This is a genomic window from Polaribacter sp. 2405UD43-2 (assembly GCF_058147125.1).
Genome location: NZ_JBYVJX010000122.1, coordinates 1 through 232, shown reverse-complemented (window position 1 = coordinate 232; position 232 = coordinate 1). Strand labels below are relative to the sequence as shown.

Here is a 232-nt window from a genome sequence, read left to right as displayed (position 1 = left end):
AGTAGAAGCTTGAAATACAAACACTTTGTTGTTAACACGATTATTATTTAAAGTGCTATAACTTAACATCGGGTTTACATTGAAACGCCACCAAGAAAACAATTTAAATGTTGTGGTAAAATTGGCTTTATATAAAGATCTAGTGCCTAAAGGTTGATAAGAGATAATTGTATTATTCCCTTCTAAAATTTGAGGTGTTTGAAATAGGTTTGTATAAAAATTTGCGTAAAGT

The 232-nt window shown here is 28.9% G+C and carries 1 protein-coding gene; it reads right to left on the bottom strand.

Translation table 11 applies throughout. The annotated features are described in order from the left end of the window. Positions 1 to 232: hypothetical protein (locus ACY2RX_RS14995; protein WP_490104761.1), on the bottom strand; the 232-nt coding region annotated here is incomplete at both ends.